Below are 20691 nucleotides of genomic sequence, written 5' to 3' on the forward strand. Positions count from 1 at the left end.
ATTTTTAAACTAAAGTGGAAGTTGCTTAACTAAAACGTTTAAATGAATTTGAAATTAGGAGAATAATGATGTCACAATTATATGAGAGTGATCCTTTTGAAGAAATACGTAAATCTAAAGAGAAAAAAAGAAAACAGTTTGAAGAGGAATCGAATTCACAGGCTTATAAACAATCATCTGGGTATATGGTTGCCTTAATTGAAGATTTTAAGAAAGGTTTAGTTTTAATTTCAATAGCTGCTACTAGAGACTATAAAACTTATCAAGATAATGCTTTAATGTTCGGAACTGCTGATTTATTAAGTTCGCTTGTAGCCATAGAGCTAGTATCTAGAGAAATAATGATTAATGCTCCTAAAAGGGAATTAAGATATATGTTAGAAGCAACTATAAAATATGCAGCTGTTGACCAAACCTGTAAAGATAAAACTCTAGAAGAAAAGTTGAAATACTTGTATACAGAATTACCTCGTTCTTCTATTAGTCCCATTGATGAACTTAACGGTTTAACAGACATGATGGTCGCAGATACAAAGGAACTTTATTCATTACTATCGCAGTTTATACATCCTTCTCAAAAACAGATTACTGAATATCAACTCCGGTTAAAAAAAGGAGAGATAGGATTTGAAACTCATAAAGAACTAGATTCTTTTAATCGTTTACTATTCAGGACATTTGATATAATACTTTACCTAACTTTTAGAAATATGGGTTATTATGTAATGAAAGATGTTTTTTACAACATGAAAGATATGAAAGAATTTGAAAACTGGAAGTTTTTTAAAGGAAAACATGTTAAAACTTTACCTAATAAGTATAGGAAAAAATGAAATTATTTCAAGTTAAAGGAAGTAATTATTAGTGTAAAAAAACAGTTTTGTTTGTTATTATTTACGAAAGAAAGAATTTTTTGCTATTTAAGGGGGTGTGAGGGTTATGCGAGATTTGATACCATATGATCTAGTAACTACCAAGTTAAATCATTGGTATAGAGCCATAAAGACAGAAAATGTTGACTTGGCGAGAGAAATTAAGCAGCAAGTGAAGAGTGAACTAGATAGTATGGAGGAGAATCAAGATGCCCTTTTGTATTTTTCTTTGTTGGAATTTAGACACAGTTTGTTAGAAAGTCATCTTAACGCAAAAAATCCTCATGATTTAGATAAAACATATCTAACATTGAAAAAGGTTGAAAGACAAGAAAATTTGACAGGTATGTTAGAGTATTACTATTATTTTTTTATGGGGATGTATGAGTTCAGGAGAAAGGAACTAACGACCGCAATATCTGCTTATAGAAAAGCGGAAATGATGATATCTGAAATTAATGATGAAATTGAGCAAGCGGAGTTTTATTTTAAAGTTTCCTATGTTTATTATTATATGAAACAAACTTACTTCTCATTAAATTACGCTAATAGAGCTTTAAATATTTACGAAAGATATGATGATTATTTAGTGCAGGCTCTTAGATGTCGATTTGTAATAGGTGGTAATTTAATAGATGAATCAAAGTTTAGGCAAGCTCTGCACATTTTTATAGAAATATTAGATATTGCTGAAAAAAATAAACTTTCTCATATTAAAGGGATGGCCCATATTAACGCTGCTATTTGTTATGAAGAATTGAAGCAGTATAGCGATGTATGTGAACACCTTGATCTAGCATTAAATTATTTAGAATCTCATAATAACAGTTTCGTAACAAAGGCTCTATTTAATCAAACCCATGTATATTTAAAAAGAGGAATGTTTCTAGAAGCAAAGTATTATTATATTAAAGGGTTAAAATATGTAGACGAATTTAATGATGAAGAATACAAGTTGAAATTCATGATTTTAACAGGATTGTATTATGAAAATGATCACTCATTAATTTTGGAAGCTTTCGATTCCCTTTTAGAGAAGAACATGTATGCTGATGTTGAAAATCTGGCTTTGGAAGTAGCTGAATACTTTAGTTCAAACGAGAACTTCAAATTGGCAAATGATTACTTTAGAATGAGTATTGATGTAAGAAGAAAAATTAGAGAGGAGGAGCTTATTGATGAAAAAAATTCTGGTTACATCTATAATGTTGATTAGTCTAGTGGCTTTTTCACAAATTGTTGAACATAATGTTGAAAAAACTGAAAATGTGTATCAAGTTGCTGATAGAGTGGCAGCATAATTTAATAAGGAGTTCATTTGTTCGTTTTAAAGAATTTTGCGAGTGAACTCCTTAAATTTAAAAGGATTATTCAGTTATATTGGAGTAAATTGGAGTACATAAATATTGGTTTTGAAAGAAATCCTTATTAAATAAGGGATTATTGTTGAAAATTTTGCTCGTTTACACTACAATGCTTAGTGTGAGGTGGTAACATGAAAATTCCTTCTTTTAAATATAATGAAAAGGGATTGAACCGTTTTTTCGGTCCTTTAGAGGGAAGAATTATGGAGATCCTTTATCAAGGTGAGGATATGCCGATTAAAGAGGTGCAGCAGAAGCTGTCAGACGAGAAGCCGATTAATTTCAACACGGTGATGACTGTGCTGAACCGCTTAACCGAAAAAGGAATTGTGGAGAAAAAAACAAAAGGGCGTTCATCTATTTATAATCCTATTTTAACAAAAGAAGAATTTCTAAATGAGCAAACAAAATGGATTACGCAAGGATTGATGGATGATTTCGGTCCACTGGCAGTGAATCATATGGTGGATGCCATTGAAAGTGCTGATCCTGAGTTACTCAAGGTTCTAGAAGCAAGGCTGGCATCTAAAAAAGAGGAGCAGCAAAATGATTAAAATGAAATCGAGTCTGCTGTTTTTAGGCGGCATATTGATTGGTTTAGCCATTTTTTATCAGATGGGGTATTACGTGCTTTCAAGCTTTTTTGGCTGGAATCAAGCATATAACCTAATCCATGTATGCCAGTCTGTTCTCGAATTCTATGGATTCACTCCTTTAAAATATTTTCTAGATGCCTTAGTCCTCTACACATTAGGGTTTGCGATTGTCTATCTGGCAAAACAAATCAGAAAGTACGTTGAATTTAAACGACATATGATGTGGACAGTAGAACACCAGTCGACCGAATCTTTGTCAGAGAAATATCAAAACGACATCATTGTGTTCCATTGCCATGAACCGCTTGCTTTTGCAATGGGAATGCTTCACCCAAAGGTTTATTTATCAACAGCTCTCATGGACATGCTGGATGAAGAAGAGATTGACGCTGTTGTTCATCATGAATTGCATCATAAGTACAGCTATGACCCTTTAAAGTCTTTTATGTTCGTAATGCTCACAAAAGTCATTTGGTACATCCCAGTGTTAAAGCATATGAAACAAAGCTACTCTGTTTTTCGTGAAGTGATTGCAGATGACTATGCCATTCGGCAGACAGGTACTGAACTTGGAGTAGGACAGGCTCTATTGAAACTGATTAAAAAGAGAACTCAGTTTCAAAAACAAACAAAGTTTGCGGTGTCCTTTGGAGATCGCGCGTTGAATTTAAGGATACAAAAAATATTAAACCCAACGTACAATATTCCTTTTAATGTACCGATCATTCCAATCGTCACATCAGCCATTCTCATGGTGGCTTTAATGATTATGCTCAATCTCGATTACTAATTTTTTTTACTTATTAACATTACGTATTGTAGTGTAAAAACAGGAGGAAATCACTATATGAAAACGAATCAAGAAATAGGTACACTTTTTGTACGCGTTATTTTAGGTATTATTTTCTTTTTACACGGGCTTCAGGCATATCAAGGAGGTCTGGGAGGCACAGCAGCATTTTTTGGACAAATCGGTTTACCTGAATTTATGGCCTATATTGTGAAGACAATTGAACTGGTCGGTGGTATCGCTTTAATTTTAGGTCTAGGAACACGTATTTTTGCCGCATTATTTGTACCAATTATGGCTGTAGCGATTATCACTGTTGGTTTTTCTAGAGGATTTATTGGCGGTTATGAATTTGAACTCTCGCTACTCGTCATGGCGCTTTATTTAGCACTTAGCGGCAGTAAGATGCTGTCAATTGATGGGGTACTCAAGCATCAGCAGAAAAGCAATGAAGCAAAATTTCATTAAACGATCATGAAAAAACTCCTACTGCTATTTGTGGCAGAGGAGTTTTTTTAATGGCCAAATCTATATTTTCTCGTTTGAAAATGGGAAAGAGCTGCGAGGTTTTGCTACATTTAGCGTTTTCTTTGACATATTGAATGAACGAAAAATCGATTTCATTTTTTGACGGAACATACGATCTCCTATTAAAATAGGACTATCTAAGAAACATGGTGCGTTAAAAAGTATAAAAACCATACAGCATGCTGCTGTTCATCTTGAGCAATGCGTTTCATTAGCTCTTTTGTTCCTTGGTCGCGGACATAGTCGGATATGCTTAAGTAAAAATCGACCGTTTTTTGTTCATCTTTAAAGGCAAAAACAAGGCCTTCTCTGAATTGGTCTGGGCAAGGTTCTGTTATGCTCGGTTTGTGGTTTTTACCTGTCAAAGAATAATATAGCTTTGAAAATAGTTGATAGTGCCTGACTTCATCCTGGCGTATTTCTTGAATGACCTTTTTCGCCTCAGGATTTTTTGCATTTTGGGCAAGTTTTTCGTAGCATTGGATCGCAGAATATTCACCATTGATCGCCTTCTCAAGGTCTGAAATAATTCTTGTATTTTGGCGCATGTCATATGGTGAGTAGTCATAGTAACCGTAATACATGATATTGCCAGCCTCCATTTTGTTCATGATGGTTTATGATATGAAAAGAGTGAAGAAAAGTGCCTATGTGATGTCAATCAAAGAGAAGAACGGGAATGTGATATGAAAATAGCCATTTACCTTTATTTTCGCTAGAATATGAGTACATAAGAAAGGTGTTGTGGAACGTGAAGATTCAGTTTTTAGCAGGCAGATCGGGGAGTGGAAAAACGACTGCAATTTTAGAGGAAATCAAAGAACAGCTTCGGCTTGATCCGTTGGGTCCGCCAATCATTTTTTTAGTCCCGGATCAAATGACATTTTTAATGGAATATGAGCTTGCGAAAACGTCTGAAGCTGGCGGAATGATCAGAGCCAAAGTATTTAGTTTCACTCGTCTTGCTTGGTCTATTTTACAGCAGACTGGTGGAGCGAACCGTCAATTTGTGACAAGCACAGGGATTCAAATGCTTTTAAGAAAAGTGATTGAAGAGCAGAAGGAAAAATTTAAGGTATTCAAAAAAGCGAGTGATAAGCCGGGATTTGTCGAGCAAATTGAAAAAACAATGGCTGAATTCAAAAGGTATTGTATGCTGCCAGAGGATATTGAAAAAATCTCAATGTCGAGCATGTATTCAGAGTATACGGAAGAAAGACGGGCAGCTGAAAAATTGCATGATCTGCATGTTCTGTATCAGCAGATGGAGCAGCATTTACAAGATGAATATGTGCACTCTGAAGACTATTTGACACTTCTCGCGCAGCAAATCCCTTCATCTGAAGAAATAAAGGGAGCACACATTTATATAGATGGTTTTTATCAATTTACGCCGCAGCAGCTTCTCGTCATTGAACAACTTCTGCTACATGCAGCAAAAATAACTGCTGCTTTCACAGTAGATCGCTCCTATCATGATACGCAGCCAAATGAACTTGATTTATTCCGTATGACAGGTAAAACGTATTTCCAGCTCTATCAGCTTGCCAAAGAGTGCGAGGCTGACATTTCTGAGCACGTCTTGGAGAGAAACAACCGGCATCTTCATACACCAGATCTTGCTTATTTAGAACACCAATATGAACAGCGTCCAGTGAAGCCATATCAGGAAAACACCCCTCATCTCACCGTGTCTAAAAGTGCGAATAAACGAGCTGAAATTGAGGGAGTAGCAAGAGATATTCTCGATTTAGTGAGAGAAAAAGGGCTCAGATTGCGAGATATTTCGATTGTTGCACGGCATGTAGATGACTATAAAGATACGTTAAAAGAGGTTTTTCGAGATTACGATATTCCTTTTTTTATTGATGGAAATGAATCAATGCAGTATCATCCGCTCATTGAATTAATTCGTTCGAGTTTGGATGTCATAAAAGGAAACTGGCGCTATGAAGCGGTATTTCGCTGCGTGAAAACAGAGTTCTTATTTCCGCTTGAACTCGTGAAGAACAAAGCGAGAGAACAGGCAGATCAGCTTGAAAACTATTGTATTGCTTATGGTGTAAAAGGAGAACGCTGGACAAACGGTTCTCGGTTTCACTATAGGCGATTCCAATCGTTAGATGAGGATTTTGGACAAACAGATCAAGAAATTGAAATGGAACAAATGCTGAATGACGTCAAAGAATGGATCGTGCCCCCGCTTTTACAGCTGCAGAAAAGGCTGAAAAAAGCCCAAAAGGTAAAAGAAATGGTAGAGGCTGTCTATGTCTTTTTAGAAGAGATACAAGTGCCGGATAAACTTGAAAAAGCGAGACTTGAGGCTGAAGAAGCAGGCAGGCTTGCAGAAGCGATGCAGCACGGACAAGTCTGGGACGCGGTGATTCAATTAATGGATGAATTTGTTGAAATGCTAGGTGAAGAAGAGCTCTCATTCCCTTTATTCCAACAGATGATGGATACAGGGCTAGCCTCTCTAAAATTCGCTTTAATTCCGCCTTCGCTTGACCAAGTATTTATCGGAAGTATGGATTTATCCAGAATGTATCAAGTAAAGTGTACGTTTATCATTGGTGTAAATGATGGCGTTATTCCCGCCCGACCTTCTGATGAGAGTGTATTGTCTGAGGATGACCGTGAATGGTTAAAACGAGCAGGAGCAGAGCTGGCAGAGACAGGAAAGGAAAGGCTGCTAGATGAGCAATTTTTAATTTACCAAGCGTTATCGAGTCCATCCTATCATTTGTATGTATCCTATTCGGCTGCAGATGCAGAAGGACGTTCTCTATTGCCTTCGACTCTCATCAAGTACTGCCAAGAGCTTATGCCAAATCATCAGCAGGCTCTTTATGTGTTAGATCCAGAACAGCTAGATGAAGAGGAGCAATTAAAATTTGTAGCGAATGAGCATGTTTCGTTATCGTATACCGTCTCGCAGCTGCAGCAATGGCTTAACCAATATCCCATTAGCGGTGTATGGTGGAGTGTTTATAATTACTTAATGACGTCTCCTCATCGGGATGTCTCAAAAAACATTATGTCAAGTTTGTTTTTTACAAATCGAGCGAAGCCATTAAAGCCTACTGTCACAAAAGAGCTTTACGGTGACCATATTCAAGGCAGTGTTTCCAGAATGGAGAAATTCAATGCGTGTGCATTTTCTCATTTTGCGTCCCATGGATTAAAACTAAAGGATCGACAATTTTACAAATTGGAAGCACCTGATATCGGTCAGTTGTTTCATTCGGCTTTAAAACATATTTCAGATACGCTAGTTGAGCAAAAAAAAGATTGGAAAAACCTAACGAAGGAAGATTGTGTCACCTATTCAAGACATGCAATCGAACAGCTCGCTCCGCGTCTTCAAAAGGAAATTCTCTTAAGCTCTAATCGACATGCGTATATCAAAGAAAAGCTCCAAAAAATCTTGATTCGAGTCTCTTCTATACTAAGTGAACACGCCAAAGTGAGTGGATTTTCTCCAGTAGGGCTTGAGTTAGGATTTGGGGGGCAAGGACCATTGCCGCCGTTTACTTTTCAATTAAAGAATGGCTGTACGATGGAGCTTGTCGGAAGAATTGACCGGGTAGATAAAGCAGAAGGTTCAAAAGGGCTGCTTTTGAGAATCGTCGACTACAAATCCAGTGAAAAAGGTCTTGATCTAGCTGAAGTATACTATGGGCTTGCCTTGCAAATGCTCACTTATTTAGACCTGACCATTACGTATTCGAAAGAGTGGCTTGGGGTGGAAGCAACGCCAGCTGGCATATTATATTTCCATATCCATGATCCTCTCATTCAAGCTCCTATTCCGCTTGCAGAGGATGAAATTGAACAGGAAATATTCAAGAAATTTAAAATGAAGGGTTTATTGCTTGAAGATGTAGAAGCAGTGAAGCTAATGGATCAAACGCTTGAATCAGGAAGATCACAAGTCATTCAAGCCGGCTTGAAAAAGGATGGGTCTTTCCGTTCTGACTCTGCCGTTTTAAGTGAAGATCATTTTCACATTCTCACACAACATGTTCGTCGTACATTTGAAGAAGCAGGCGAAAGGATTACAAATGGAGAGGTCGCAATTAATCCATATAAATTAAAGGATCAAACACCTTGCCGCTTTTGTTCATTCAAGTCTATTTGCCAATTCGATGAATCAATAGAAGATAATGATTTTAGGGTGCTTACCTCTGAGAAAGATGATGTTGTGATAGATCGGATCAAAAAAGAAGGGGATCAGTATGCAAATACCAAAACCGAATAACAGTACGTGGACGGATGACCAATGGGAAGCCATCGTTTCAGAAGGACAAGATATCCTTGTTGCGGCGGCGGCAGGGTCAGGTAAAACAGCTGTTTTGGTGGAACGGCTGATTCGAAAAATGACCCGGCCTGAACATCCAGTAGATGTGGATCGTCTGCTCGTTGTGACTTTTACAAATGCCTCTGCGGCAGAGATGAAGCACCGGATCACTGAAGCACTTGAAAAAGAATTAGCCAAAAATCCTGGATCACTTCATATGAGAAGACAGCTGTCACTCATGAATCGTGCTAATATCTCTACCTTGCACTCCTTCTGCTTGCAGGTTCTGCGCACTTTCTACTATGAGATTGACCTTGACCCTGGCTTTCGTTTGGCTGACCAAACAGAAGGAGAATTATTAGGGGATGAAGTGTTAGATGAATTGTTTGAGGATGAATATAAGGTAGGAAAGCCATCATTCTTTGAACTGGTTGATCGTTACACTTCAGACCGTCATGACTTAGATTTGCAATGGCTCGTGAAGAGAATTTATGAGTTTTCTAGGTCTCACCCTTCTCCCGAGCAATGGATGCGGGCATTTCTTTCTCTATATGATGTAGATGCTCAAACAAAAGTAGAAGAATTACCTTTTTATCCATATATCAAAGAAGATCTATCTCTCGTTCTTCGGAGCTGCCAGGAGCTACTAGAACAAGCTCTTACACTATCAAAGGAGCCGGGTGGCCCAGCTCCGAGAGCAGAGAATTTTATCGATGACTTAGAGCAAATCAATGAATTAATCCGTCATCAAAATGATTTTAAGAAGCTTTACGAGCTTTTACCGAACGTTAATTTTAAAAGACTCAAAACGTGCAAAGGGGACGAATATGACCCTGCTCTGTTAGAAAAAGCCACAGATGCACGTAATCAAGCAAAAAAACAACTAGAAAAGCTAAAAGATGAATACTTCATGCGTAGTCCTGACCAGCATTTAAAAAGCTTAGCTGAAATGAAGCCAGTTGTGGAGACACTTGTAGAGCTTGTGATCCAATTTGGAGAACGTTTCGAAAGAGCGAAGCAGGAAAAGTCCATCGTCGACTTTTCGGATTTAGAGCACTATTGCTTACGCATTTTAGCGGAGCAGGACGCAGAAGGACATCTAATTGAAACAGAAGCTGCCAAGTACTATCAACAGCAGTTTGAAGAAGTGCTCGTTGATGAATATCAAGATACAAACCTTGTACAAGAAACGATTTTAAAGCTTGTATCTAAAGGGGAACATTCTGCAGAGGGCAACCTGTTTATGGTTGGCGATGTAAAGCAGTCCATTTATCGTTTTAGACTGGCTGAGCCCATGCTCTTTTTAAATAAATATAAACAATTTCAACTAGACGGCAAAGAGACAGGGAAGAGAATTGATTTAAATAAAAACTTCCGGAGCCGTTCAGACGTGTTAGACAGTACGAACTTTTTGTTCAAGCAGCTGATGGGCGAAACAGTTGGAGAAATTGACTATGATGAAAAAGCTGAATTAAAGCTTGGAGCGAATTATCCAGAGAGCAAAGACACAAGGACAGAAATGCTTCTTGTCCATTTAGATCAACAGGAAGCGGAAACCGGCGAAGAGCGAGAAGAGCTCCAAACAGTCCAATTTGAAGCGAGAATCATCGCTAAAAAAATAAGAGAATTGGTGGAGCAGCCATTCCAAGTGTATGATGCAAAACAGCAGATGACGCGTAACTTGCAGTATCGGGATATTGTCATTTTGCTTCGGTCCATGCCGTGGGCTCCACAAATGATGGAAGAATTGAAGAAGCAGGGAATCCCTGTGTATGCAAATCTGTCCTCTGGTTATTTTGAAGCAACTGAGGTATCTGTCATCCTTTCTTTGTTAAAAGTCATTGATAATCCTTATCAGGATATTCCGCTTGCAGCTGTTTTAAGATCACCTCTTGTTCATTTAGATGAAAATGAACTGGCACTGATTCGGACGGGTGATAAAAAAGGAACGTATTATGATGCTGTAAAAGCATTCATGAGTGTGACTCATTCCGATCACCCTACCTGCAAAAAACTAGAGCGTTTTTTCCAAATGCTGCGCAAGTGGCGTGATTTCTCCATTAATCATTCAGTGGCAGAATTAATTTGGGAAGTATACCGGGATACACAGTATCTAGATTATGTTGGAGGGATGCCTGGAGGCAAGCAGCGGCAGGCGAATCTTCGTGCCCTTTATGACAGGGCCAAACAATATGAAAAAGCTGCCTTTAGAGGGCTGTTTCGATTTCTTCGCTTTATTGAAAGAATGCAGGAGCGTGGAGATGATCTTGGTGCGGCAAAAACGATCAGTGAGACAGAGGACGTTGTGCGCATGATGACGATCCACAGCAGTAAAGGGTTAGAATTTCCCATCGTCTTTACCGCAGGGCTTGGCAGGAATTTTAATATGATGGACTTAAATCAGTCTTACTTGCTTGATAAAGAATTAGGCTTTGGAAGTAAATATATACATCCTGAGCTGAGAATTAGTTATGCGACATTACCGCTTGTAGCGATGAAAAAAAAGATGAGAAAAGAGCTATTATCTGAAGAACTGAGGGTTTTATATGTGGCGCTCACAAGAGCGAAAGAAAAATTATTTTTAGTTGGCTCTGTTAAAAATCAGGTAAAAGCATTAAGCAAATGGCAAAATGCCGCGACCGGCGAAGAGTGGCTGCTCCCTGATTTTGAACGTTATCAATCAAAAACATACTTAGATTTTATTGGTCCTGCTCTCATCCGTCATCAAGCGATGTCATCTATTTTAGAAGAAGCTGGCGATGTTGTTCTTTCGCACCCATCCACATTCACCATCTCATTTACGCAAGCATCAGACCTTCTAAAAGAAGATATATCACTTGAAAAGAAGCAGCAAGACGAGATCGTACAAGCATTGATGGATGGTCTTCCTGTTGAAGGATATGGTGATGCTGATGAACAGGTGGCAGAGAGACTCTCATGGAAATATCCGTATCTGGCGGCCTCGCAAGTCGGCACAAAGCAGTCTGTTTCCGAGATAAAAAGGATGAAAGAAATACAGGATGAGTACAGTGTTCCTTCTTCGATTCGAAAAGCACGGGCAACATTGTATGACCGGCCTGCTTTCATGAAGAAAAAAACACTCACTGCCGCAGAACAAGGCACCGCCATGCATACAGTCATGCAGCATATCCCGCTTCCTTCTGAGGAGCCCTATGATGAATCACATATAGAGCATCTTCTCGAATCCTTACAGCAGCGAGATTTGCTGACAGATGAGCAAGCTCAGTCTATTGATCAAGCAGGAATTGCTGCTTTCTTCTCTACTTCGATAGGTCAAAAACTGCTGAAAGCGGACTGGGTGAAACGAGAGGTATCATTTAGCATGGTGTTACCTGTTCAAGAGGTATACAGTCATATAGATACAGAGGGAGAGCCTGTTCTGATTCAAGGAATGATCGACTGTTTATTTGAAGCAGATGGAAAGCTATATTTACTAGATTATAAAACAGATAGAGTGAAAGGCAGATATTCAGGTGGACTTGACGCTGCTGAACCGATCTTGAAAAAGCGTTATGAAACCCAGATTGCCTTATATGCAAAAGCAGTAGAACGTTTGACAAACAGAACATTAGAGGAGAAAATTCTCTATTTCTTTGATGGGAATTTAGAAATCTCTTTATAAATGTATCAGAATGAGAGGTGAATCACATGAGGATTCTGCATACAGCGGATTGGCATTTAGGGAAAACCCTTGAAGGCCGAAGCCGGCTTGATGAGCAAGCACAGTTTTTAGATGAACTGTATCAAATCGTGAAAGACGAACACATTGATGTGATTGTGATGGCTGGTGATGCCTTTGATACAGTGAATCCGCCTGCTAGAGCAGAGCAGCTTTTTTATGAAAGTCTGTCTGCCTTATCTGATAAAGGAACACGGCAGGTAGTGGTCATCTCAGGCAACCACGATAATCCGGATCGCTTATCCGCCGCATCTCCTTTAACAAATGATCAAGGGATCCATTTAATCGGATATCCGACAAATGACATCATCCGTGTCAATGTTCCTTCTGCGAGTGAACGTTTGTCCATTGCAGCACTCGCTTATCCGTCTGAGGCGAGACTAAATGAGGTGCTGGCTGAAACATTTGAAGAGAAATTGCTTCGTGATCATTACAATTTAAAGATTCAACAAGCGTTTCAACATTTAAGTACACAATTCCAACCAGATACAGTCAACATTGCAACAAGCCATATTTATGTGGCAGGAGGAAGTCAAACAGATTCAGAAAGACCGATTGAAGTAGGCGGCGCCTATACCGTTGCGGCTGAAAGTCTTCCAGAATCCGCTTGCTATGTTGCCCTTGGTCATTTGCATCGCCCGCAAACGATTAAACGTGCCAAAACGATTGCCCGGTATTCTGGCTCTCCTCTTGCATATAGCTTTTCTGAATCAGGCTATGCCAAATCAGTCACGATTGTTGAGGCAAAACCTAATGAAAAAGCAAGCTGGAAAGAAGTGTTTTTATCAAGCGGAAAACCACTTGTGAAATGGAAGGCGACGGAGGGACTGAGTCAAGTGCACGAGTGGCTGGATGAAAAACGCGATCTCCAGGCGTGGATCGACTTGGAGATTCACTTAACAGATCAGCTCTCTATTGAAGAAATTCATCAACTTCGAAAGCAACATAGTGGGTTTGTTCACATTCGACCAAAGTTCCAAGAACTACAGCAAAAGGAAGAGCAAAAGCAAGTGGAAAAGCTCACGATTGAGGAGCGGTTCGTGAAATTTTATGAACGTCAGACAGGGGGCGGTCTGCCTGATGAAAAAACAGTCAAACTGTTTTTAGAGCTAGCCAATGAAATGCAAGAGGAGGAAGCGACTTGAAGCCGATTACGCTGACCATTAAAGGACTTCATAGCTTCAGAGAAGAGCAAACGATTGACTTTAGCTCATTATGTGATGCAGGTGTGTTTGGCATATTTGGACCGACAGGAAGCGGGAAATCGTCTATACTAGACGCCATGACCTTAGCACTCTATGGCAAAGTGGAACGTGCGTTAAATAATACACATGGTATTTTGAACCAAGCGGAAGAAAAACTATCGGTTTCCTTTACATTTGCTTTGCAAAAGGAACATCATATTTCTTATAAAGTCGAACGTGCTTTCAAACGGGCGGATGAAATGAAAGTCAGAACGACATTGTGCCGCCTGATTGAAATTGGTGATTCGCAGACCGTTCTTGCGGATAAAGCGAGTGAAGTCAATCGTAAAGTAGAGGAGTTACTCGGATTAACCATAGATGATTTTACGCGAGCAGTTGTCTTACCTCAAGGGAAGTTTGCAGAATTTCTTTCTCTAAAGGGGGCTGACAGACGCCAAATGCTCCAGCGGCTGTTCAACTTGGAAAAGTATGGGGATCAGCTTGTCAAGCGCTTGCGTGCAAAGGCTCAGAAACATTATGGGCAAAAAAATGAACTGCTGGCTGAACTGAATGGTTTAGGAGAAGCTGGACCAGAGGCACTGGCAAAAGCAAAGGAAGCAGCTGTGCAGGCTAAGGCTATTTTTCATGAGAAAAAGCGAGCACGGGACGAAGCGATCACAGCTTTTACAAAGGCGCAAACGATCTGGCAGTATCAAAAGGAACAAGAAGCTTATGAGACTGAGCAAAACAAGCTGAATTTACTAGCACCATCAATGGAAGAGAAAAAGGCTAAGCTCAATATCGCAGAGCAGGCAGAGACGTTAAAGCCTTATGCGGATGCATTGACAAAGGCTGAAAACCAGCTTTCACAAGCATCAAAAGAGAAGCAGGAAGCGGAAAAGCAGCAGCTGCATAAGCGTACGATTTATCATCAAATGACGCAGGATTATGAGCAAGCCCGGCAAAAGAAAATAGAGACGGAACCAGACCTTCTCCAAAAGAAAGAGCAGCTGATTCAGCTAAAGGAAATTGAACGAAAAAAAGAAGCAGCTCTTCAGGAAAAGGCGGGCATAGAACGCCAAAAAAACGAAAAAGCGCAGCAGCTCATACAAAAGAAAAAAGAAGCGGAGGATCTCCAATCTCTATTAGAGCGTGCACTGACGAAACAAACACAGCTGAAGCATGAACTGGAGCAGCTACAAGTTTCAGTGAAGGAGCGGAAAAGTGTACAAGATGCGTTGCGTTTAAGTGAAAATGTTCAAAGAATAAACCTCGACATTCAAAAAGAAAAGCAAAAGCTGGACGAGCTTCAAAAGCGAACCTCTCAGACTGTAGCAGCATATGAAAAGCTTCAAAAGCAGCAAAATAACCATCATGAAAAAATAGACCAATCGTTTCAAGCAATTGAACATCTCTATTTTTATGTATGTGAATTCGAACGAGCTCTGACAGAATGGAGTAAAAAAGAACAGCATCGGAAGCTCGAAAGTTTAAAACAACGTGATGCGGTAAGGGCGGCAGAACTTAGAAAAGAATTAGCGGCAGAGTTAGTAGATGGTGAGCCGTGTCCAGTTTGTGGATCGATTCATCATGATCCAAAGGCGCTCGAATCCAATGATCATGTAGAAACCGTGGCACAAATTGATGACGTCATGAAGCGGATTGACAACGAAATCAAACAGGCAGAGGAGTATGCGAGAGACATTTATGCCGCAAAACAGCTCCTAGAAACGCATGCCAATCAATTAGTGAAGCAATTCGCCTTCTTGTCTAAGAAAGCCCCAGGGACGGAAGTAGCAGCAGCAGTAGAAACCGTACAAAATCCGCAGCCTTTGCAGGATTTGATTCAAGAATGGAAAGGCATAAAGCAAGATATTCAAGAAGTTGAACGTAAACGAGCCCGCTTAATGGATGAAACACATGATCAAGCAGCAGAGATAAGCAAGATGAAAGATCAAATGACATTTGAACAGCAGCGCATTGAAGAATTAGAGATGTTGATCAAAGAGCTTCAATCTGAGCTTTCAGAGCAAACGGCTCAATTTGAACAGACCTTCCCGCACTTTACATTGAATCAAGTACAAGAACTACAAAAGCAAATCGATGAAAAGGACCAACAAGCGGAAGGCTATAAAGAACGTATTGAGAAAAGCATTTCGTTTTTGGAAGAAAAACAGCGAGCAAAAGAGCAGTTGCAGACAGCGATATATAATGTCGAGAAAGAACTTGATAAACTCACGCATCAGCTAGAAAGTCAGCAACAGCTTATCCTTCAATATGAAACTGATGTAGGGCGATATCCATTAAAAGCTGCCTCTATATCTGAAGAACTTATTGAGGTTGAACACACTCTTGCAATTCTTAATGAAAAAGAGCAACAATCATACAAGCAATTGCAGCACGCCCAGCAATTATTTAGTGAGGCGCAAAGCCATTTTTCAAGCAGTGAGCGACAACTTCAAGAAGCGATTCGGCGAAAACAAGAAGCGGAAGTAGCATGGGAAAAAGAAACGGCATCCTCTTCTTTTCATATGCCTCATGAAATTGAGTCTGCTTCAATGGAACAAGCTGTACGGCAATCGGTCAAACAGGAAATTGAGGAATTTGAGGATAAAAGAAAGCAGTGTGCCGCAAACTTAAAGCGAATTTCTCAATTGCTGAAAGAAGAGTCACTGGATGAAAAGCAGTGGACTGACATTCAACAAAGAAAAGATGCAGCAGAAATAGCATTGGAAGAAGCGACGGTGATGAGCGGTTCTGCACATGAACATCTGCGTGTGATTGAAGAAAACCATCAGCGCTTTGCAAGTATTCATGAACATTTGGAAGGACTGCAGCAAGAAATTGATCGCCTTGATAAACTGCAAACCGTTTTTAAAGGGAATACGTTTGTTGAATTTTTAGCAGAAGAACAGCTGGAAAGTGTCAGCCGTGATGCATCCGCCCGCTTAGGTATGTTAACGAGACAGAGGTATGCCATTGAGGTCGATTCAGAAGGCGGCTTTGTTATGCGTGATGATGCAAATGGGGGAGTCAGGCGTCCTGTGTCCAGCTTGTCCGGCGGAGAAACCTTCCTAACATCGCTGGCGCTTGCACTAGCTCTTTCTGCACAAATTCAGCTGAGAGGTGAATTCCCGCTGCAATTCTTTTTCCTTGATGAAGGATTCGGAACGCTCGATCAAGACTTGCTCGATACGGTTATTACCGCATTAGAGAAGCTACAGTCACAAAATTTAGCAGTTGGTGTCATCAGCCACGTGGAAGAATTAAAAATGAGACTGCCGAAGAAACTGATTGTCCACCCAGCAGATCCAAGCGGAAAAGGGACAACGGTATCAATGGAATTAATGTAAATGTTGAGGTGATGTCAGGGTGGCAAAGCAAACCGTTGGATCTTGTGAGCTGTGCGGGAGACAAGATGTCCTTCTGACAGAACACCACTTAACACCAAGAGAGGAAGGTGGAGCTTTTTTACCAACTGCCTTCCTGTGCATTCCTTGCCATAAACAGGTGCATGCCCTTTATACAAACCAGGAGCTTGCCGAACGGTTAAACACACTTGATGCGCTAAGGCAGGACGAAAAGCTTGCTTCGTACATCAAATGGATTCGAAAACAGCCGGCAAGCAAACTGGTTAAAACAAAAAAATCGAGACAACGCAGAAAAAAATAAACATAAAAAGCGCTCCTCTAAATGAATTGTGTATAGAGGAGCTGCTTTATGCATTGCCTACCATATTCTGATCATTTAAGTCAGGATCCACATAGTTGGTGGCGCTAATGCCATTATTCAATATCAAGAAATCTCCGGTATTCCCCGCTCCAGAGCCTAAGGCAGATTTTGACGAACTTTTAGGCGACAGGTAGAATGAGTCACCGACGTTTACGACGCCTCCAGAAATAGAGTTAATGTAAATGGGTCCGACAATTGCTGGCATAATCGACATCCTTTATTCGAAGTCATATCACCATCATATGCGTAGGTAGGTCCATTTGTGAGTTTGGCGGACTTTCGTCGCTGCTAAATAACTCTCGTATATGCTTCACTCTTGCAACGGCATTCATTCCACACGTAGAGCCAACTTGTAAAACAGAGGAAGATGACACCCCTTCTACATGTACCGAAGCCACTTTAATGACAGGCTTTTCATGGTAAAATGCGGTTCTGACAGATCGTTCTGGCAGCATCAATGGAATGGGCTCATAATACACTTCAAATTCTTTCGCATTTAAGTTTTCTGCTTCATTTCCATAAAACAAACTAATGGTTCGTTGAACAGCTAACACCTTGACTTTCGGGCATAGCTCCTGCGTATCTCCAATTTGAACAACGCTTGAAATCCCGACAGAATTCACCTTCATGAACTTCAATTGAGATGTGCGCTTGATCATTATCGAGGTGCCAGAGGAACAAACGGGCCAATGATAAGAGATTCTGGCGGTGTATCGAAAATGGAGGATAATTGTACATGATCTGTGTCCCCAATGATAAATAGGGAAGAGGACGACACCCCAACTACTTTAATGCTTCCGGTCTCGATGTTACGGTTGACGACTGTGAAATTCATCCGTTTTCCTCTCCTTTCGTTTCATTTGGAATATGTGCTAAGAAGTGCTCAATCGCCCGTTTGACATCATGCTTCACATATTCAGCAATTTGCTCTGAACGCTGAAGCGGTGTCATATCTTCCCGGTGCGGGAGCTGTCCCGCGTAGTATTTAATTCTGCTGTCAATTTGCTTGCGGATGTCCTCAATGATATGGTGTTTGTTGCTCTCATCAAGAGACCCTTCATATCGTTGCTCTAGCTCTTCAAGAAGGTCTGGTGCTTCTTCATTTAAAAATGCGTCGACAAGCTGACGTGTTTGATTGAAAAATTGATCAGCCATTTCTTGCTGCATCATTCCAATACCCGGGGTTGTTGTTTGGCCCACTTCAAAGTTTTGAACACTGTTTGGATCAGATGGATTGAGGCCGATGTTCAGCGTACCTTCCAGCCGCTCGATTTTCAGTTGATCAAATTGATAATCAATTCGTTCAATCGTCGTTGTCGGTTTATCTTTGATCATTTGCATTTCCTGCTGAAGCTCGTTAAGCTTTTTTTCAAGCATCATGATTTGTTGTGATTGCTTTTGAATGATGCCGTACATTTGTGAAGCGCTGTTTTGATAGTCATACATATGCATACACCTCCGGGGATTGCAGATGACTTAAGTTGTTGGTGACTGAAGCGGTACAAAAGGTGTTGTGCTTGCGCCCTGAGATTCTTCAATTCCTTGTGTGCCTGCTGCGGCAGGTGCTGCTTCTACGTAGCTGCCCGTGTTATACAGGTTTGAAAGAGCTTTAATTGAACCAGCGCTCCCAATTTGCAGCACAGATGAGTTACTCACAGACTCCACACGTAAATAATTAATTTGTATCGCTTGATTAATATAGAAGTTCAACGGATTCTCACTCCTTACAAGTTACCAACAAGCGGTTGATCAATGACATCACTGTCGTACGTATTTGTCACACTTTTATAGTTGCTAATGCGCAATTGATCACCAGTGTTAAAACTGCCTGCGCCAGCAAACGTTTTAACCTGGCTGTTTGGAGAAATGGTGATGCAGTCTCCAACATGAACGACTCCGCTCGTTCCGACGGCGTTTACTTTAAAGGCTCCAACAATAGCCGGCATAGCGGTGCACATCCTTTATAAAAATAAGGCACTTTGTTTTTGGGCGTTTCACCATAGCTTATGATGGGTCTTTTAATGTGTGATTGTCTTTTTGAAGTCTTTTGATAAGAGGATTAGGTGTATGGTTTACGCTTTTTTAGAGCAGTCATTCGAGGTGTATTTGATGCCTTTATTTAAGAGTGTGTCAAGCTCTTGACTGCACCTAATGGTTTCTTCGGCATTCATTCCGAATTTTTTTGCGGTCTCAATTAAATGTAATCTTTTTTGTTCAATTTCATAATTGATCATAGCGGACGCCAACTCTCACATTTTTTATCAAATAGAAGGATATGGTTAGTATACCCTATTTTTCTATAAAAAAAGCTGTTTCGTCAATATGAGTAATAAAGTGACAAAATTCGAAAGTATCCTTAACTATCAATGATCTCTTTTCTTATCTCCGCCTGTAAATAACGTCGCCTTTTGTTGATATAATGCCGAATAACATCTCGTTCTGATTCAAGGAAGTCTTTGCGGTCTTTCGTATAGGGATCATCTCCAATTCGGTTCTCAATGGACATATGCCATTTTTCGATGACTGGACAGAGCCGGTCTTCTAAAAAATGTGTATCAAGTACGTGCTGGAACAGCGTGTAATAGGTTCTCTTAAATGAAGGGATATCTAGTAATCTAGCAGTTAGTGTATTAAAGCCGCTTACGGGAATATAATCAAATGCCATTTCTTCACCATGAATGTCACGGCCCCATGTCGCATCATAATCCCAGGGAAGCACTTGGAATCTCCCTTGTTCATTCACATAAAGTGCGTAGTTATGGACAAAGCCGTCAAAGTTTTGTGTGCACACAACCCCAATGAGCCAGCGGAAATACTGATTCACATCTAGATATTGCCCAATCTTTTCTGCAAATAGGTCATCTTTCGCTGTGTTGAGAAAATAAATAAATTCACTGAGCTGCTGGTCATGTTGAGAAGTCCCCATTTTTTTCTCGTACCCGAGGAGGAGGTGTTTTTTTGGCTTTTTATCAAACGAACTCAAAAGGGAGAAGTTGGCGTCATCATCGACGGCATAATAAATGCCACCCCCTGAAAGCTGTCGTTTCTGAAAAAAGTGTTCATCGACGGATTCTATTTTTAAATAAATCCCTTCCTTTCGTCCGTTTATGGTGAGAAACACATGAGACGCAGCAGGGCTTAGCACGCCCATCTGCTCGAAGAAATAAAAGGACAGTCTGTTTCGGATAAACGAAGGGTCATTGTATTCTGCATTTAAATGAAAGATGGATTCGCCTTGTCTTTTTTTGGGTTTACGATATTCAATTTGATAGGATTTTTTTTTCAGTTTTCTAATGTGAGATCCTCGGTATGAAGCATAAATATGTGATTTGATCTGCCCGGTTTTCAAAATGGCCTCAACAGGTTCGTCGTTCCATATGTCTTTTCTTAATTCAATCAGGTCCTTTGGATGAATCCAAATATCGAGTTGCTTCAAAGGTTCTGTGGTCATGCGTTCATCAGCCTCCTATGCTCTTTTTTACAATATGAAGGTGAAGGAATGTCCTGTACCAGCTTGTTAGGTATTCATGGAGTTTTAAAAGAAAGGGGCATCTGCCAAGAACACTTGTCTACCAAGTCTCGTAACATAAAGCAGAGAAGATAAACAGTTTGCTCTGTTTGTTTT

Annotated in this window: 19 protein-coding genes; 10 read left to right on the forward strand and 9 right to left on the reverse strand. The window is 40.1% G+C overall.

Annotation, left to right across the window (positions count from 1 at the left end):
- Nucleotides 1-68: 68 nt before the first annotated feature.
- The 5 genes from C5695_RS05590 (at nt 69) to C5695_RS05610 (ending at nt 4090) form a co-directional block, all read left to right on the forward strand.
- Nucleotides 69-833, forward strand: coding sequence for a hypothetical protein (locus C5695_RS05590; protein ID WP_117729884.1), 765 nt, complete (start codon nt 69-71; stop codon nt 831-833).
- A 106-nt stretch (nt 834-939) separates the two neighbouring features.
- Nucleotides 940-2088 carry a response regulator aspartate phosphatase gene (locus C5695_RS05595; protein WP_117729885.1) on the forward strand — a complete coding sequence of 383 codons (1149 nt, stop codon included), beginning with the start codon at nt 940-942 and terminating at the stop codon, nt 2086-2088.
- 279 nt (nt 2089-2367) lie between these two features.
- The gene (locus C5695_RS05600) at nt 2368-2790 is read left to right on the forward strand and encodes a BlaI/MecI/CopY family transcriptional regulator (RefSeq protein WP_099680201.1); all 423 of its coding nucleotides are present in this window, start codon (nt 2368-2370) and stop codon (nt 2788-2790) included.
- Entirely contained in the window at nt 2783-3622 is an 840-nt protein-coding gene (locus C5695_RS05605; protein ID WP_117729886.1) for a M56 family metallopeptidase, read from the forward strand. The genes C5695_RS05600 and C5695_RS05605 overlap by 8 nt, the downstream gene beginning before the upstream one ends.
- A 57-nt stretch (nt 3623-3679) precedes the next feature.
- Nucleotides 3680-4090 (forward strand): DoxX family protein, encoded by a 411-nt coding sequence (locus C5695_RS05610; protein WP_117729887.1) that lies wholly within the window; start codon nt 3680-3682, stop codon nt 4088-4090.
- Between the two features lie 197 nt (nt 4091-4287).
- On the opposite strand, the gene C5695_RS05615 is transcribed toward C5695_RS05610, so the two are convergent.
- The gene (locus C5695_RS05615; protein WP_117729888.1) at nt 4288-4734 is read right to left on the reverse strand and encodes a ferritin-like domain-containing protein; all 447 of its coding nucleotides are present in this window, start codon (nt 4732-4734) and stop codon (nt 4288-4290) included.
- Nucleotides 4735-4901: 167 nt separating this feature from the next.
- On the opposite strand from C5695_RS05615, the gene addB reads away from it, so the two are divergent.
- The 5 genes from addB to C5695_RS05640 are packed head-to-tail and all read left to right on the forward strand — an operon-like array spanning nt 4902 to nt 17006.
- Nucleotides 4902-8411 carry a helicase-exonuclease AddAB subunit AddB gene (gene addB / locus C5695_RS05620; RefSeq protein WP_117729889.1) on the forward strand — a complete coding sequence of 1170 codons (3510 nt, stop codon included), beginning with the start codon at nt 4902-4904 and terminating at the stop codon, nt 8409-8411.
- Entirely contained in the window at nt 8389-12093 is a 3705-nt protein-coding gene (addA, locus tag C5695_RS05625; protein ID WP_117729890.1) for a helicase-exonuclease AddAB subunit AddA, read from the forward strand. Before addB ends, addA begins: the two co-directional genes overlap by 23 nt.
- A 26-nt stretch (nt 12094-12119) precedes the next feature.
- Nucleotides 12120-13295 carry an exonuclease subunit SbcD gene (gene sbcD, locus C5695_RS05630; protein ID WP_117729891.1) on the forward strand — a complete coding sequence of 392 codons (1176 nt, stop codon included), beginning with the start codon at nt 12120-12122 and terminating at the stop codon, nt 13293-13295.
- Nucleotides 13292-16687: an AAA family ATPase gene (locus C5695_RS05635; RefSeq protein WP_117729892.1), complete on the forward strand. Its 3396-nt coding sequence runs from the start codon at nt 13292-13294 to the stop codon at nt 16685-16687. Before sbcD ends, C5695_RS05635 begins: the two co-directional genes overlap by 4 nt.
- A gap of 19 nt (nt 16688-16706) precedes the next feature.
- Nucleotides 16707-17006: an HNH endonuclease family protein gene (locus C5695_RS05640; protein ID WP_117729893.1), complete on the forward strand. Its 300-nt coding sequence runs from the start codon at nt 16707-16709 to the stop codon at nt 17004-17006.
- Between the two features lie 46 nt (nt 17007-17052).
- Here C5695_RS05640 and C5695_RS05645 read toward each other — a convergent pair whose 3' ends face one another.
- From C5695_RS05645 to C5695_RS05680, 8 genes are all read right to left on the reverse strand, one after another.
- The gene (locus C5695_RS05645; RefSeq protein ID WP_003211468.1) at nt 17053-17271 is read right to left on the reverse strand and encodes a spore germination protein; all 219 of its coding nucleotides are present in this window, start codon (nt 17269-17271) and stop codon (nt 17053-17055) included.
- A gap of 22 nt (nt 17272-17293) precedes the next feature.
- Nucleotides 17294-17725, reverse strand: a complete 432-nt coding sequence (locus C5695_RS05650; RefSeq protein ID WP_117729894.1) for a spore germination protein GerPE — start codon at nt 17723-17725, stop codon at nt 17294-17296.
- Complete coding sequence (locus tag C5695_RS05655) at nt 17725-17901, reverse strand: germination protein GerPD (RefSeq protein ID WP_003210893.1); 177 nt, start codon at nt 17899-17901, stop codon at nt 17725-17727. Before C5695_RS05655 ends, C5695_RS05650 begins: the two co-directional genes overlap by 1 nt.
- The gene (locus C5695_RS05660) at nt 17898-18512 is read right to left on the reverse strand and encodes a spore germination protein GerPC (RefSeq protein ID WP_117729895.1); all 615 of its coding nucleotides are present in this window, start codon (nt 18510-18512) and stop codon (nt 17898-17900) included. The genes C5695_RS05655 and C5695_RS05660 overlap by 4 nt, the downstream gene beginning before the upstream one ends.
- Before the next feature lie 30 nt (nt 18513-18542).
- On the reverse strand, nt 18543-18776 hold the full coding sequence (locus tag C5695_RS05665; RefSeq protein ID WP_034663458.1) for a spore germination protein GerPB: 234 nt from the start codon (nt 18774-18776) through the stop codon (nt 18543-18545).
- A gap of 14 nt (nt 18777-18790) precedes the next feature.
- Nucleotides 18791-19012 carry a spore germination protein gene (locus C5695_RS05670; protein WP_003211745.1) on the reverse strand — a complete coding sequence of 74 codons (222 nt, stop codon included), beginning with the start codon at nt 19010-19012 and terminating at the stop codon, nt 18791-18793.
- A 126-nt stretch (nt 19013-19138) separates the two neighbouring features.
- On the reverse strand, nt 19139-19300 hold the full coding sequence (locus tag C5695_RS05675) for an aspartyl-phosphate phosphatase Spo0E family protein (protein ID WP_117729896.1): 162 nt from the start codon (nt 19298-19300) through the stop codon (nt 19139-19141).
- 122 nt (nt 19301-19422) lie between these two features.
- The gene (locus tag C5695_RS05680) at nt 19423-20517 is read right to left on the reverse strand and encodes a CotH kinase family protein (protein ID WP_117729897.1); all 1095 of its coding nucleotides are present in this window, start codon (nt 20515-20517) and stop codon (nt 19423-19425) included.
- Between the last annotated feature and the right edge of the window lie 174 nt (nt 20518-20691).

Origin of the sequence: Bacillus pumilus (assembly GCF_003431975.1) — a bacterium.
Classification (GTDB): domain Bacteria; phylum Bacillota; class Bacilli; order Bacillales; family Bacillaceae; genus Bacillus; species Bacillus pumilus_N.